The following is a 13771-nucleotide window of genomic DNA, read 5'->3' on the forward strand; positions in this document are numbered from 1 at the left end:
CTGTCTCGAAGAGGGGGCCATGGCCAACACGGTAGGTACCGCCGCGGTGATGGGTGCCGGTGCATGGGGTACCGCGTTGGCCAAGGTGCTCGCCGACGCCGGCAACGAGGTGCGGCTGTGGGCGCGCCGCGGAGAGGTCGCCGAAGAGATCAACCGGGACCGCACCAACACCAACTACCTGGGCCAGGTCCGGCTGCCCGACGGCATCCGCGCCACCACCGACCCGGCCGACGCGCTGGCCGGCGTCACCACGGTGCTGCTCGCGGTGCCGGCCCAGTCGTTGCGCTCCAACCTGGAACCCTGGGCGCCGCTGATCGACCCGGACGCCACCCTGGTCAGCCTGGCCAAGGGCATCGAACTGGGCACGTTGATGCGGATGAGCCAAGTCATCATGGCGGTGACCGGCGCCGACCCGGCGCAGGTGGCGGTGCTGTCCGGGCCCAACCTGGCCAGTGAGATCGCGCAGGGCCAACCCGCGGCCACCGTCGTCGCCTGCACCGACTCGGGTCGGGCCGTGACGCTGCAGCGGTCGTTGAACACCGGCTACTTCCGCCCCTACACCAACGCCGACGTGGTCGGCACCGAGATCGGTGGCGCCTGCAAGAACGTCATCGCGCTGGCCTGCGGGATGGCCGCCGGAGTCGGGCTGGGGGAGAACACCGCGGCCGCCATCATCACCCGCGGCCTGGCCGAGATCATGCGGCTCGGCATGGCGCTGGGCGCCAAGGGCGCCACCCTGGCCGGTCTGGCCGGAGTCGGTGACCTGGTCGCCACCTGCTCGTCGCCGCATTCGCGTAACCGCACCTTCGGGCGTCGGCTCGGCCAGGGCGAGACCATCGAAGCCGCGCAACTGGCCACCGGTGGGCACGTCGCCGAAGGTGTCACCTCCTGTGAATCGGTGTTGGCGCTGGCCTCCAGCTACGACGTCGAGATGCCGCTGACCGAGGCCGTGCACCGGGTGTGCCATCGCGGCCTGTCGGTGGACGAGGCCATCGCGTTGCTGCTGGGTCGCAGCACCAAGCCGGAATGACCATGTTCGAGCCCTACGGTCCGTCCACTCGCAGCGTGAAAGCCGTGAGTTCGCAGGCGGTCCCGGGACAACCGGTGATGGCGATGCCGACACCGGTGGCCGCCTATCATCTTTCAGCCGACGAATCGGCCGACCTGGACACCTATGGCCGGGCCTCGAATCCGTCCTGGCGGCAACTGGAATCGGCGCTCGCCGAACTCGAGGGCGCTGCCGCGGCGTTGGTGTTCGGTTCCGGCATGGCCGCCATCACCGCGGTACTGCGCGCCCTGGTGCGGCCCGGCGGCGTCCTGGTGGTGCCCGCCGACGGTTACTATCAGGTGCGCGCATTCGCCGCGGAATCTCTTGCGCCACATGGAATCACGGTGCGCGAGGCGAGCTGCGCAGATTTGTTCGACGCCGTCGTCGGCGCCGACGTGGTGTTGGCCGAGACCCCGGCCAACCCGAGTCTGGACGTGGTGGACCTGCACGCGTTGGCGCTGGCCTGCCGCAGCGGCGGAGCGCGGCTGATCGTCGACAACACCGCGGCCACCCCGCTGGGTCAGCAGCCATTGTCGTTGGGCGCCGACCTGGTGGTGGCCAGCGCCACCAAGGCACTGTCCGGGCACAGCGACCTGCTGGCCGGCTATGTCGCCGGCAGCCAGCCGGAACTGCTGGCGGCGGTGGCGCGCGAGCGGCTGCTGACCGGCCCGGTGCTCGGGGCGTTCGAGGCGTGGCTGGTGCTGCGCAGCCTGGGCAGCGCGGGCCTGCGCCACGAACGCCAATGCGTCAACGCACAAGCCCTGGCCACCGTACTGGCCGGCCATCCCGCGGTGCGCGCGGTGCGCTATCCGGGTCTGCCCACCGACCCGGCGCATCCGGTGGCCGCCGCCCAGATGCGCCGCTTCGGCGGTCTGCTCTCGATCGAACTCGCAGATGCGTCGGCGGCCGTTGAACTGGTTCAACGCAGTGAACTGCTGGTCGCGGCCACCAGCTTCGGCGGGATCCACACCTCGGTGGACCGACGGGCCCGGTGGGGCGACGACGTGCCGGCCGGCTTCGTGCGGATCTCGGCCGGTATCGAGGACACCGACGACCTGGTGGCCGATATCGAGCGCGCCCTGGCAGCAGCGGGGCGGTAGCCTCTTGGAACTGTGAATTCTTCCCCCCGCGTCCGGGTCGCCGTGGTGTTCGGTGGCCGCAGCAGTGAGCACGCCATTTCCTGCGTATCGGCGGGCAGCATCCTGCGCAACCTGGACCCGGAGCGGTTCGACGTCATCCCGGTGGGCATCACCCCGGGCGGCAGCTGGGTGCTCTCCGATGCCACCCCGGACAGCTTGGCCATCGTCGACGGCACACTGCCCGAGGTCAGCGCGGCCTCCGGCGCGGAACTGGTGCTGGCCGCGGACCCGCATCGGCGCGGTGAGCTGGTGTCCCTGGACACCGCCGGCGCCGGTGCGGTGCTGGCCTCGGTGGATGTGGTGTTTCCGGTGCTGCACGGCCCCTACGGCGAGGACGGCACCATCCAGGGTCTGCTGGAACTGGCCGGTGTGCCCTACGTCGGTGCCGGGGTGCTGGCCAGCGCGGCCGGGATGGACAAGGAGTTCACCAAGAAGCTGTTGGCCGCCGAGGGTCTGCCGATCGGCGAGTACGTCGTGCTGCGGCCCCGGCAGCAGACCCTGGAACCCGAGCAGCGTGCGCGGCTGGGGTTGCCGGTGTTCGTCAAGCCGGCGCGGGCCGGCTCCTCGATGGGGGTCAGCCGTGTCACGTCGTGGGCCGAGCTGCCGGCTGCGATCGACGAGGCCCGCCGGCACGATCCGAAGGTGATCGTCGAGGCCGCCATCGCCGGGCGCGAATTGGAGTGCGGCGTACTGGAATTCCCGGATGGCCGGCTGGCGGCCAGCACGCTCGGCGAGATCCGGGTGGCCGGGGTGCGTGGACGCGAGGACGGCTTCTACGACTTCGCCACCAAGTACCTGGAGGACGCCGCCGAACTGGACGTGCCGGCCAAGGTCGACGACGACGTCGCCGACGAGATCAGGGCGCTCGCGATTCGGGCGTTCACCGCGATCGACTGCCAGGGTCTGGCCCGGGTGGACTTCTTCCTGACCGAGGACGGCCCACTGATCAACGAGATCAACACCATGCCGGGATTCACCACCATCTCGATGTATCCCCGGATGTGGGCGGCCGGCGGGGTGGACTATCCCACCTTGCTGGCGACCATGGTGGACACCGCGCTGGCCCGCGGCACCGGTCTGCGCTGACCGGCGGACTCAGCGCGGCGGAGCGGGATCGATCGGCTGGGCCGGCAACTCGGCGGCGATCACGCCCGACAGCTGTTGGATCGGAACCGAACCGGAGTCCTCGGGCAGTGTCAGCGCGATGTACACCGGGCGGTCCACCGCATACCAGGTGACCCGGCCACCCTCGGCGACCCGGAACCAGCTCACGTCGTCGACCATCTGGATCGGTGCGCCCACCACGAAGTCACCGGGCCGGTCCAATCCGCAGCGCAAGATCACCGGTTCGGCCGCCGGGTCCGCGCGCCAGGCTGCGGCCCCGGCCGGGGCCGGCTCGGCCAGCGGCGCACGCTGATGATCGCCGAGTTCGTCGGGCAGTGCGGCCGACAGCGCGGCGCACTCGGGGCCCTCGGCCTGCGGCGCGGGGATGCCGGCCACCGGCACCGGCGATTGCGCCGACGGCCGGCTGGCCGCGACCGCCAACACCACCAGTACCGCCGCCACACCCAAGATCAGCGCGGCGAGGTAGACCGCGCGCGGCGGGCCGTCGGATTCGGTCACGCCGGCTCGGCCACCGGGCAGGTCAACGTCCGGGTGATGCCGTCGACGGCCTGCACGCTAGACACCACGGTGGACTGCAGATCGGCCGGGTTCTCGGCGCCGACCCGGGCCACCACGTCGTAGGGGCCGGTCACGTACTCCGCGGACAGCACGCCGGGCAGGGCCGCGACCGCCTGGGCAACCAATTCGGCGCGACCGACCTCGGTTTGGATCAGCACGAAGGCCTCGGCCACGCAGCTCCTCCTGCTCTGTCTCCTACGATGGCCACGTCGCCGACCGACGCGGTACGAAAGAAAAAGGTACCGCAGGCTGCGACGGCACTCCGGACGAGCGAGGCGAAGGCGGCGCGTGAGATGGGCAACGGTTCCGATCCGACGCTGGGGGAGCTCGGCGAATTCGCGGTGATCGACCGGCTGGTCACCGGCCGTCGGCAACCCGAGTCGGTGCTGCTGGGTCCCGGCGACGACGCCGCCGTGCTGGCCGCCCCGGGTGGTCGGGTGGTGGTTTCCACCGACATGTTGGTGCAGGACCGGCACTTTCGCTGGGATTGGTCGGATCCGCATGACGTCGGGCGCAAGGCCATTGCGCAGAACGCCGCCGACCTCGAGGCGATGGGGGCGACGCCGACCGGGTTCGTGGTCGCGATCGCCGCGCCGTCCGACACGCCGGCCGCGCTGGTGACCGAACTCACCGACGGCATGTGGGACGAGGCGGGGCGCTGTGCGTCCGGGGTGGCAGGCGGCGACCTGGTCGCCGGGCCGGTGTGCGTGATCTCGGTGACCGCGCTCGGCGCACTCGAGCATCAGGCCATCACTCGCAGCGGCGCGCAACCCGGTGATCGGGTGGCCGTGGCCGGCCGGCTGGGCCACTCGGCGGCCGGATTTGCGCTGTGGTCGGCCGGTCACACCGGCTACCCGGAGCTGCGCCGCCGGCACCTGGTGCCGGAACCGCCCTACGGGCAGGGCGTGCGGGCCGCGGCGTCCGGCGCGACGGCGATGACCGACGTCTCCGACGGCTTGCTCGCCGACCTGGGGCACATCGCGGCGGCGTCCGGCGTCGTCGTCGACCTGCATCGGCAGGCGCTGACGCCCGACGTCGACCCGCTGGCCGCACCGGCCGCCGAGTTGGCCGAGTCGCCGTGGCAGTGGGTGCTCGGCGGCGGCGAGGACCACGCCCTGGTGGCCTGTTTCCCGGGCGAGCCGCCGGCCGGGTGGCGGGTGATCGGCACCGTCACCGAAGGCTCGGCCGCGGTGCTGCTCGACGGTCAACCGTGGACCGGATCCGCCGGCTGGCAGTCCTTCGATTAGGTTCTTGCTCCGTGGCTGCACAACCCCTGAGTGAACTCATCGATCCCGGTTGGTCCGAAGCCTTGGCGCCGGTCGCCGATCAGGTGGCGGCCATGGGCGAGTTCCTGCGGGCCGAGCTGGCCGCCGGGCACCGCTACCTGCCTGCTGGTGAAAACGTGTTGCGCGCCTTCACGTTTCCGTTCGAACAGGTGCGGGTGCTGATCGTCGGACAGGATCCCTACCCGACGCCCGGGCATGCGGTCGGGATGAGCTTCTCGGTGGCCCCGGACGTGCGACCGCTGCCGCGCAGCCTGGAGAACATCTTCACCGAGTACGTCGCCGACCTGGGGTTGCCCAAGCCGGCCAACGGCGACCTCAGTCCATGGTCGCAGCGTGGCGTGATGCTGCTGAACCGGGTGTTGACGGTGCGTCCGGGCACCCCGGCAGCACATCGCGGCAAGGGCTGGGAGGCGGTGACCGAGTGCGCCATCCGGGCCTTGGTCGCGCGGCCCCAACCCCTCGTGGCGATCCTGTGGGGCCGCGACGCCGGCACCCTCAAACCTATGCTCGGCGCCGAGTGCGGGGTGATCGAATCGGCACATCCGTCACCGCTGTCGGCGTCCCGCGGGTTCTTCGGTTCGCGGCCGTTCAGCCGCGCCAACGAGTTGCTCGTGCAGCGCGGAGCAGAACCGATCGACTGGCGGCTCTAACCGCGGCGCGTCACGGCACTTGGGGCAGCGGGATCTCGGTCGGCACCGTCACGGTCAGGCTGCCGTCGCCGCCCTCGGGCGGAGTCACCGTCACACCGGGATCGTCGGTGACCGTGGGTTCACCGGGAGTCGGCTCGCCGGGAGTGGGCTCACCGGCAGTGGGCTCGGCCGGAACGGTGGGTTCGACGGTAAGCGTCGGCTCGGTGGTGACCCCGGGCGCGACCGTCGTCGTGGTCACGGTCCGCTCGGAAGTCGGACTGTGCGTGGTGGTCGTGGCATCGGAGTCGGAACCGTTGTCGCCGCAGGCAGCCAGCACCAAACCGGCGGCCGCGGCAGCAGCCAACGTCAATGTGGGGCGTACGAATGTGCTCATGGTCGGTTCGGGTTGCCCAACCGGACCATGACTAAACCGCGGATGCGGAAAAATCAGCCGCGAACGACCTTGCCGGCCTTGATGCAGGAGGTGCAGGCGTTGATCCGCTTCTTGTTGCCACCCGGCTGCGCGGCATGCACGACCTGGATGTTCGGATTCCAGCGGCGGCTGGTCCGGCGATGGGAATGCGACACCGACTTACCGAAGCCGGGGCCTTTTCCGCAGACGTCGCACACGGCAGCCATCAGGCACCACTCCTCATCTAGAAGACATTCAAGTCAAGCTCTGGGGCCAACAACCCTGCTCAGGGTGACCCGACAACCTGACCAGGATACCGGCCCACCCGGTGATCACCAAAACGCTCCCCATCCGGCTGGCCGGGGCGCGCTGCACTGTCCGGGACGCGGACTAGGCTGACCCGCGCATGAGGCTGGTGGGACCAGGTTTACCTGAAGGGAGCAGGATGGCGGATCGTCGACTCGACGGCACCGCCCTGCGGGACTGGGCGCACACCTGTGTCGGTGACCTGATCACGCATACCGACGAGATCAACCGACTCAACGTGTTCCCGGTCGCCGACTCCGACACCGGCACCAACATGCTGTTCACCATGCGCTCGGCGCTGGCCGGGGTGGACGCGGTCGACGCGCCCAGCAAGGACGTCGTCGTGGTGGTGCGGGCGCTGGCCGCCGGCGCGCTGCACGGCGCGCGCGGCAACTCGGGGCTGATCTTGTCCCAGATCCTGCGCGGACTGGCCGAGGTGACGGTCTCGGCCGCGCAGGACGCCCGCGGCGAGCTGTCCGAGCTGTCCGGTGCGCTGCTGGCCGCCGCCTTCCGGCACGCGATCGGCCTGGTGGTCACCTCGATGGGTGGTGAGCTGGTCGAGGGCACCATCGTGTCGGTACTGCAGGCCGCCGCCGACGCCGCCGAACACGCCGCCGCCGAGGCCGCGGAACTGTCCACAGTGGTCGGCGCCGCCGCCGACGCCGCCGCGGTGGCGCTGGACCAGACCCCGACCCAACTCGACGTGCTGGCCGCCGCCGGTGTGGTGGATTCCGGTGGCCGCGGTCTGCTGGTGCTGCTGGACGCGCTGTGCAAGACGGTGTCCGGTCATGCCGCGCAGCGCAGGCATTACCCGCCGACCAGTCAACCGGCCGCCGCACCGTCCTCGGACAACCCGGAATTCGAGGTGATGTACCAGCTCACCGGGTGCGAGCCGGACCACGTCGAGCAGCTACGGACCCGGCTCGAGCAGCTCGGTGACTCGGTCGCCATCGCCGCAGCCCCCGACGTCGGCCACTCGGTGCATGTACACACCGACGACGCCGGAGCCGCGATTGAGGCCGGTCTGGCGGTCGGGTGGCCGAGCCGGATCCACATCTCCACCCTGCACGGCGGCGGCGCGGCACCGGGCAGCTGGATCCGCGACCGCGCGGTGCTGGCCGTTGTCGACGGCGACGGCGCAGCCCAGCTGTTCGCCACCGAGGGCGCCGCGGTGCTGCGGATCAACCCGCCCGGGCAGGTCCCGGCGGTCAGCGCGCACCAACTGCTGCGGGCCATCGTCGACACCGGCGCCGCGTCGGTGATGGTGCTGCCCAACGGCTACCTGGCCGCCGAGGAGCTGGTGGCCGGTTGCACCACTGCGGTCGGCTGGGGGATCGACGTGGTGCCGTTGCCCACTCGGTCGATGGTGCAGGGCCTGGCGGCGCTGGCGGTGCACGACCCGGCCCGCGAGGCCGTCGACGACGGTTACACCATGGCCGCCGCGGCCGGCTCGACCCGCTTCGGCTCGGTCCGGCAAGCCGAAGCCGAAGCCCTGACCTGGGCCGGCCCGTGCCGGCGCGGCGACGGCCTGGGTTTGGTGGGCGGCGAGATCCTGGTGGTGCGCCACGATGTCGCCGCGGCCGGCCGCGGCTTGATCGACCTGCTGCTCGGGGTGGGCGGTGAGCTGGTCACCGTGTTGATCGGTACCGGTCTGGGCACCGACGCCGACCGGATCGCCGTCGCGTTGACCGAACACGTCCGCCGGCACCACCTGGGCGTCGAACTGGTCACCTACGCCACCGGGCACGACGGCGACGTGCTGATGATCGGGGTGGAGTAGGTGGCAGCGCTGAGCGACCGACTGGACTTCGTGCTCGGCGCCAAGGCTGCCGAGAAGCTCAGCGAGGTGTTCGGCATCGTCACCGTCGACGATCTGCTGCGGCACTATCCACGCAAGTACGTCAAGGGCTCAACGGTGTTGGGCGCCGAGGACGAGCTCCCGGAGGCGGGGGAGCACATCACCCTGGTCGGTGACATCGAGAAGGTCGACGTGCGTTACGCCAAGGGGAACCGGCGACGCGAATACCTGGTGGTCACGCTTGACGCACCCAGGGTCACCGCAACGTTCTTTCACCCCAAGGTGATCAAGCACACCCTGGTCAAAGGTGCCCGGGTGATGCTCTCCGGGGAGGTCGGGTACTTCCGCGGAGCGCTGCAGTTGACCCACCCGGCCTTCCTGCGGCTGGATGCCGGCGGTCAGGCTCGGGGCAGCAAATCGCTGGCCGCGCTGGCGAATTCGACCCCGGACGGCGAGGTCGACCTGAGCATCTTCGAACGCGATGCCTTCCCGATCTACCCGGCCAGTGCCAAGCTGCAGAGCTGGGACATCTACAGCTGCGTGCGACAGGTGCTGGACGTGCTGGACCCGGTGGTCGACCCGCTACCGGAAGACGTCGTGCGGCAACGGGATCTGATCAGCGAGGATCAGGCGTTGCGGGCCGTGCACCTCAGTGAATCGGCCGACGAACGCGAGCGCGCGCTGGACCGGTTGCGCTTCGACGAGGCGATCGGTCTGCAGTGGGCGCTGGCGCAGCGCCGGTACAGTGCACTCGCCGAGACTGGGCCGGATGCGCCGATGCGTGCCGACGGGGTGCGCGCAGGTCTGCTCGACCGGCTGCCGTTCCAATTGACCAACGGTCAAATCGACGTGTTGGAAACGATTTCCGGCGAGCTGGCCGAGACCCGACCGATGAACCGGATGCTGCAGGGCGAGGTGGGTTCGGGAAAGACCGTGGTGGCGCTGCTGGCCATGCTGCAAATGGTGGATGCCGGGTATCAGTGCGCGCTGCTGGCGCCCACCGAGGTGCTGGCCGAACAGCATGCCCGCTCGATCCGAGATGTGCTGGGCCCGTTGGCGCTCGGCGGTCAACTCGGCGGCGCCGACGGTGCGATCGCGGTGGCGTTGCTGACCGGTTCGATGCCGGCCGGCGTCAAGCGTGCGGTCCGCGCCGAGGTGGCCTCGGGCCGCGCCGGGATCGTGATCGGCACGCATGCGCTGCTGCAGGACGCCGTCGAGTTCGACCACCTCGGGCTGGTGGTGATCGACGAGCAACACCGCTTCGGTGTCGAACAGCGAGATCAGTTGCGCGCCAAGGCCCGCCCCGGTGTCACACCGCACCTGCTGGTGATGACCGCAACGCCGATCCCGCGCACGGTGGCACTGACGGTGTACGGCGACCTGGAGGTCTCCACGCTGCGTGAGTTGCCGCGCGGCCGCCAACCGATCGCCACCAACGTGATCTTCGAGACCGTGCATCCGAGCTGGATGGCGCGGGCCTGGCAGCGGGTCCGCGAAGAGGTTGCTGCCGGGCGACAGGCCTACGTGGTCACGCCGCGGATCGACGACGACGGTCCCGAGACCGGCCAGCAGGACGAACCACCCGAGGGCGAACCGCCCGAGGACGAACGGACCCGCAAGGCCGCCACCGCGGTGGGGGTGTTCCAACGGCTGCAGGCCGGTCCGCTGCCCGACCTGCGGCTCGGACTCATGCACGGCCGGCTGTCCGCCGAGGAGAAGGACGCCACGATGGCCGGGTTCCGGGACGGCCGGATCGATGTGCTGGTGTGCACCACCGTCATCGAGGTCGGGGTCGACGTCCCCAATGCGACCATGATGGTGGTGATCGACGCCGATTGGTTCGGCATCAGCCAGTTGCATCAGTTGCGCGGCCGGATCGGTCGCGGCAGCCACCCCAGTCTGTGCCTGCTGGTGACCCAACTGCCGGAAGCCAGCAAGGCCGGGGCCCGGCTTCGCGCGGTGGCCTCCACGCTGGACGGTTTCGAGCTCGCCGACCTGGACCTCGACGAGCGGTCCGAGGGAGATGTGCTGGGCCACACCCAGTCCGGACGCCCGATCGGGCTGCGGCTGCTCCAACTCCGCGCCCACCAGGGCATCATCGAAGATGCGCGTGCGTGCTGTGATCAGCTGTACGCCCGAGATCCGCAAGATCGCGGGATGGCGCTGCTGGCCGCACCGTTCACCATCAGTCAGAGCGTCGAGTTCCTGGACAAGTCGTGAAATCCTCCTCGCTGCTGTGGCTGGCCGGGGTGGCTGCGGTGACCGTGCTGGTGGCCGCGCAGGTGCTGGCCAGCACCGCCGACCAAGCCGGCGCGGTCCGGGAGCAGATGCCCACGGTGGCTGCCGATGTCGATCCGCTCGCCGGAATCACGTTGGCGCCCAAGCGGGTTCGGGGCAACGACTATCGCCGCGCGGCGTTCGGTGAGGCCTGGGACGACGACAACGACGCGCCCGGTGGGCGCAACGGGTGCGATACCCGCAACGACATCTTGAACCGGGACCTGGTGGACATCACCGTCGTCGCGATCAAGCGGTGCCCGACCGCGGTCGCCACCGGAACCCTGCGCGACCCGTACACCAACGGCACCGTCGCCTTCGCGCGTGGCAATCAGACCGGGGCGTCAGTACAGATCGACCACATCGTGCCGCTGGCCTACGCGTGGGACATGGGTGCCCGGGACTGGACCGACGCCCAGCGGCTGCGGTTCGCCAACGATCCGGCGAACCTGCTGGCCGTCGATGGTCAGGCCAATCAGGACAAGGGGGATCAGCCGCCCGGCAGCTGGATGCCACCCAACCGTGCCTTCGGCTGCCAGTACGCGGTGCAGTTCATCGAGGTGCTGCGCGGCTATCAGTTACCCGTGGATCAGGCCTCGGTGCCGGTGCTGCGGGAGGCCGTGGCCAGCTGTCCGCACCGCTGAACCCGTCCGGTTCAGGTTCCGGCGTAGGTCTGCGGATCCGGGCGGTACCGGGTGCCGTCGTCGAGGCCGTTGAGCGTTTCCAAATCGGCGGCGCTGAGTTCGAAGTCGAAGACGTCGAGGTTGGCCGCGATCCGCTCGGGCGACTTGGACCGCGGGATCACCACGTTGCCCAGCTGCAGGCTCCAGCGGATCAGCACCTGCGCCGGTGACTTGCCGTAGCCCTCGGCCACCTTGGTGATCGCCGGGTGGTCGAGCAGGTTGCCGACGCCCAGCGGACTGTAGGCCTGGGTGACGATGTTGCGTTCGGCGTTGACCGCGCGCAACTCCGCCTGGTTGAGCAGCGGGTGTAGCTCGATCTGGTTGACCGCGGGCGTGACGTAGGTCAGGTCGATCAGATCGGAGAGGTTCTCCGGGGTGAAGTTGCACACCCCGGCTGACCGCACCAGCCCCAGCTCGCGGCAGCGCAGGATGCCGGCGAAGCTGTCGATGTACTTGCCCTGCGCGGCGTTGGGCCAATGCACCAGGTAGAGGTCGACGTAGTCCAGGCCGAGCCGCTCCAAGCTGGCCTTCACCGCGTCCTGAGCAGACCCGAAACCGTGATCGCTGGTGGCCAGCTTGGTGGTCACCACGATCTCGGCGCGCGGAATCCCGGACTCCCGGATCGCCTTGCCGACCGCGGCCTCGTTGCCGTAGGCGGCGGCGGTGTCGATCAGCCGGTAGCCCAGCTCGAGCGCGGTCGCCACGGCGTGCTCGGTCTCGGCCTCCGACAGCTCCCCGACGCCCAGGCCGACCACCGGAATCGTGTTTTCGTCGTTGAGCCCGATCGAAGGAACGGTCATCGCAATCCTGCCTGTGGAGAGAAGGTCCGGCGGACCCGGTCATCGTTGTAGGAAAATCAGCCTATTACCCCGCCTCACCTGCCCGGTAACCGCCCACCCGAAGACCCGGACGAGCGGGCACGGCGGCCACGGCCGACCCGGCCCCGCGGCGCCGGTACGCTGGGGAGGCCCTCTTTCACCCGAGTACGAGGAATCGACGAACCTGTGGCCAAGTCATCGAAACGCCCCGCCAAGTACGACCTGAAGGCGGCTGACCGCAAGCGCAACCTGGCCATCCAGATCGGCTTGACCGCCGTCGTCGTGCTGTTCGCTGTGGGCCTGGTGCTGTGGATCGTCACCAAGGGGGACAAGGCGCAGCCCGGCGACGTCCTCGCGGTGCGCGCTGCAAGTGCCGAGGTGCTGACCCAACCGGTGGCGCCCGCCGACGGTGCCGAGGGCGGCGAAACCGGCGAGTCCGGTGAAGCCACAGCCGACGGGGCCACCGAACCCAAGTTGGTGATGTCGATCTACGAGGACTTCGCCTGCCCGCACTGCCGGGATTTCGAGGCCGAACTCGGGCCCACCATCTCGAAGCTGATCGATAACGGCGTGATCGCCGCTGACTTCTACATGGTCGACATCTTCGGCCGGGCCAACAACGGCTACTCGCAGCGCGCCGCCAACGCGGGCTACTGCGTCGGCAAGGAAGACACCAGTCCGACCAAGGAGGCGTTCCGGCGCTTCCACGCCGGGGTGTTCGCCCAGCAGCCGATGGAGTCGGCCGGTTTCGGCCCGGACAACAAGGCCTTGATCGAGGTCGCGCGTCAGGCCGGCGTGACCGGTGACGTGGCCGGCTGCATCAACGGCGGCAAGTTCAACGACATGGTGGCCAGCCTGGCGAAGTCGGCCGGTATCCAGGGCACTCCGACGGTCAAGATGAACGACGAGGAGTTCAGTGTCTCCAAGCCCGGCGGCGGCCTGATCTCACCCGAGGACCTGGTCGCCAAGGTCCGCGAAATCGTGGGCGACGTGCCCGGCCTGGTGGTGGCGCCGCCGAGCAACCCGGGATCCTGAGCATGACCGCCGAACCGGCTGCCGAATCGGACTCGCCGGAGGCCGGGCGGGTGGCGGTCGGCCGACCCAGCGCGCTGTGGGTGCTGATCGGCGGCATCGTCGGCCTGGTGGCGTCGTTCACGCTGACGGTCGAGCGGATCGAACTCCTGCTGGACCCGTCCTACGTGCCGAGCTGCAGCCTGAACCCGGTGCTGTCCTGCGGTTCGGTCATGGTGACACCGCAAGCCGGCCTGTTCGGCTTCCCGAACCCGTTGCTGGGGATCGTGGCGTTCACCGTCGTGGTGGTCACCGGTGTGCTTGCGGTGGCCAAAGTGCGTCTGCCGCAGTGGTATTGGGTCGGTATGGCAGTCGGGCTGCTGCTCGGCACGGTGTTCGTGCACTGGTTGATCTTCCAGAGCCTGTACCGGATCAACGCGCTGTGCCCGTATTGCATGGTGGTGTGGGCGGTCACCATCCCGCTGTTCGTGGTGGCGTTGTCGATTGCGCTGCGGCCATTGGCAGGAAACGCGGTGTTACATACGCTTTACGTGTGGCGATGGTCACTGGTCACTTTGTGGTTCACCGGGTTGATCTTGCTGGTCCTGGAGCGATTCTGGACCTATTGGTCGACACTGCTCTAGAGGGCCCCAGCGGTTCTGCGGGTTGGCACCATTTGCC

At 69.6% G+C, this 13771-nt stretch carries 15 protein-coding genes; 10 read left to right on the top strand and 5 right to left on the bottom strand.

Features of this window, described 5'->3' with window-relative positions:
* Positions 1 to 19 precede the first annotated feature (19 nt).
* Genes AC5Y3P_RS04840 through AC5Y3P_RS04850 form a run of 3 tightly spaced genes read left to right on the top strand, consistent with a single transcriptional unit; the run spans position 20 to position 3273 of the window.
* Positions 20 to 1030, top strand: coding sequence for an NAD(P)H-dependent glycerol-3-phosphate dehydrogenase (locus AC5Y3P_RS04840; protein WP_500044746.1), 1011 nt, complete (start codon positions 20 to 22; stop codon positions 1028 to 1030).
* A gap of 2 nt (positions 1031 to 1032) precedes the next feature.
* Positions 1033 to 2148, top strand: a complete 1116-nt coding sequence (locus AC5Y3P_RS04845) for a cystathionine gamma-lyase (RefSeq protein ID WP_500044796.1) — start codon at positions 1033 to 1035, stop codon at positions 2146 to 2148.
* A 12-nt stretch (positions 2149 to 2160) separates the two neighbouring features.
* Positions 2161 to 3273: a D-alanine--D-alanine ligase family protein gene (locus tag AC5Y3P_RS04850; RefSeq protein WP_500044747.1), complete on the top strand. Its 1113-nt coding sequence runs from the start codon at positions 2161 to 2163 to the stop codon at positions 3271 to 3273.
* A 9-nt stretch (positions 3274 to 3282) separates the two neighbouring features.
* Here the strand turns inward: AC5Y3P_RS04850 and AC5Y3P_RS04855 are convergent, their stop codons facing one another.
* Entirely contained in the window at positions 3283 to 3810 is a 528-nt protein-coding gene (locus AC5Y3P_RS04855; protein ID WP_500044748.1) for a DUF3515 domain-containing protein, read from the bottom strand.
* On the bottom strand, positions 3807 to 4043 hold the full coding sequence (locus AC5Y3P_RS04860) for an Lrp/AsnC family transcriptional regulator (protein ID WP_500044749.1): 237 nt from the start codon (positions 4041 to 4043) through the stop codon (positions 3807 to 3809). The genes AC5Y3P_RS04855 and AC5Y3P_RS04860 overlap by 4 nt, the downstream gene beginning before the upstream one ends.
* Before the next feature lie 120 nt (positions 4044 to 4163).
* Here AC5Y3P_RS04860 and AC5Y3P_RS04865 point away from each other — a divergent pair, with 120 nt between their 5' ends.
* Positions 4164 to 5117 carry a thiamine-phosphate kinase gene (locus tag AC5Y3P_RS04865; protein ID WP_500044750.1) on the top strand — a complete coding sequence of 318 codons (954 nt, stop codon included), beginning with the start codon at positions 4164 to 4166 and terminating at the stop codon, positions 5115 to 5117.
* A gap of 11 nt (positions 5118 to 5128) precedes the next feature.
* The gene (locus AC5Y3P_RS04870) at positions 5129 to 5806 is read left to right on the top strand and encodes a uracil-DNA glycosylase (protein WP_500044751.1); all 678 of its coding nucleotides are present in this window, start codon (positions 5129 to 5131) and stop codon (positions 5804 to 5806) included.
* Between the two features lie 10 nt (positions 5807 to 5816).
* Here the strand turns inward: AC5Y3P_RS04870 and AC5Y3P_RS04875 are convergent, their stop codons facing one another.
* Positions 5817 to 6179 carry a hypothetical protein gene (locus tag AC5Y3P_RS04875; protein ID WP_500044752.1) on the bottom strand — a complete coding sequence of 121 codons (363 nt, stop codon included), beginning with the start codon at positions 6177 to 6179 and terminating at the stop codon, positions 5817 to 5819.
* A gap of 53 nt (positions 6180 to 6232) precedes the next feature.
* Complete coding sequence (gene rpmB, locus AC5Y3P_RS04880) at positions 6233 to 6424, bottom strand: 50S ribosomal protein L28 (RefSeq protein WP_500044753.1); 192 nt, start codon at positions 6422 to 6424, stop codon at positions 6233 to 6235.
* A 218-nt stretch (positions 6425 to 6642) separates the two neighbouring features.
* On the opposite strand from rpmB, the gene AC5Y3P_RS04885 reads away from it, so the two are divergent.
* From AC5Y3P_RS04885 to AC5Y3P_RS04895, 3 genes are read left to right on the top strand one after another with little or no spacing between them, the layout of a single operon-like run.
* Entirely contained in the window at positions 6643 to 8283 is a 1641-nt protein-coding gene (locus AC5Y3P_RS04885; protein ID WP_500044754.1) for a DAK2 domain-containing protein, read from the top strand.
* A complete protein-coding gene (recG, locus tag AC5Y3P_RS04890; protein ID WP_500044755.1) occupies positions 8284 to 10521 on the top strand; it encodes an ATP-dependent DNA helicase RecG in 2238 nt (745 codons plus the stop codon). It begins immediately after the preceding gene.
* Positions 10518 to 11222 (top strand): HNH endonuclease family protein, encoded by a 705-nt coding sequence (locus AC5Y3P_RS04895; RefSeq protein WP_500044756.1) that lies wholly within the window; start codon positions 10518 to 10520, stop codon positions 11220 to 11222. The genes recG and AC5Y3P_RS04895 overlap by 4 nt, the downstream gene beginning before the upstream one ends.
* A gap of 11 nt (positions 11223 to 11233) precedes the next feature.
* Here the strand turns inward: AC5Y3P_RS04895 and AC5Y3P_RS04900 are convergent, their stop codons facing one another.
* The gene (locus tag AC5Y3P_RS04900; protein ID WP_500044757.1) at positions 11234 to 12061 is read right to left on the bottom strand and encodes an aldo/keto reductase; all 828 of its coding nucleotides are present in this window, start codon (positions 12059 to 12061) and stop codon (positions 11234 to 11236) included.
* Positions 12062 to 12265: 204 nt separating this feature from the next.
* Here AC5Y3P_RS04900 and AC5Y3P_RS04905 point away from each other — a divergent pair, with 204 nt between their 5' ends.
* Together AC5Y3P_RS04905 and AC5Y3P_RS04910 are read left to right on the top strand one after the other, a co-directional pair.
* On the top strand, positions 12266 to 13114 hold the full coding sequence (locus tag AC5Y3P_RS04905; protein ID WP_500044758.1) for a DsbA family protein: 849 nt from the start codon (positions 12266 to 12268) through the stop codon (positions 13112 to 13114).
* A gap of 2 nt (positions 13115 to 13116) precedes the next feature.
* Positions 13117 to 13734, top strand: a complete 618-nt coding sequence (locus AC5Y3P_RS04910; RefSeq protein WP_500044759.1) for a vitamin K epoxide reductase family protein — start codon at positions 13117 to 13119, stop codon at positions 13732 to 13734.
* Positions 13735 to 13771 lie beyond the last annotated feature (37 nt).

Source organism: Mycobacterium sp. NGS45 (genome assembly GCF_059812645.1).